Below are 415 nucleotides of genomic sequence, written 5' to 3'. Positions count from 1 at the left end.
ATTTGAATTGCCTTCCTTGATGACGGCCATCCGCACAGCGTCCACAAGCAGAGGCGTAAGCTGCTCACAGGCGTCCGGAGGAAAACGGTCATTGGTCGTTTGGGGCGTGTATCCAGATCGGGAAGAACTGGTCGAGAACTTTCGGCAGGATGGCAGACGACGATACACAATCGTTCCCTATGACGGCCATCCTGAAGTCGCCGAAAAAATTGGAATAAATATACAACCAGATTCGGATGATTATTATGAAGGCACCATGTCCAGCCTTCTGTGGCTGATTGTTCCTGCCGGCAAGCCAGCTTACGTCCACCTTGAGGAAGGGGGACGACTTGTGGCCGATCACCAAGATAATGATGGAGGGCTGATAGCAGTACAAAGTACATTTAAGGAGCAGCCGCTTCTCATCCTCATTGAC

The 415-nt window shown here is 51.1% G+C and carries 1 protein-coding gene; it reads left to right on the top strand.

What is annotated here, in order from left to right; all coding sequences use genetic code 11:
- Window positions 1-91: 91 nt before the first annotated feature.
- Window positions 92-415 (top strand): hypothetical protein (locus tag AB1L30_RS00210; RefSeq protein ID WP_367011348.1); only part of this gene is annotated, 324 nt, incomplete at its 3' end.

The sequence above is a fragment of the Bremerella sp. JC817 genome, assembly GCF_040718835.1.
Lineage (GTDB): Bacteria > Planctomycetota > Planctomycetia > Pirellulales > Pirellulaceae > Bremerella.
This window is presented reverse-complemented; position numbering and strand designations above follow the sequence as displayed.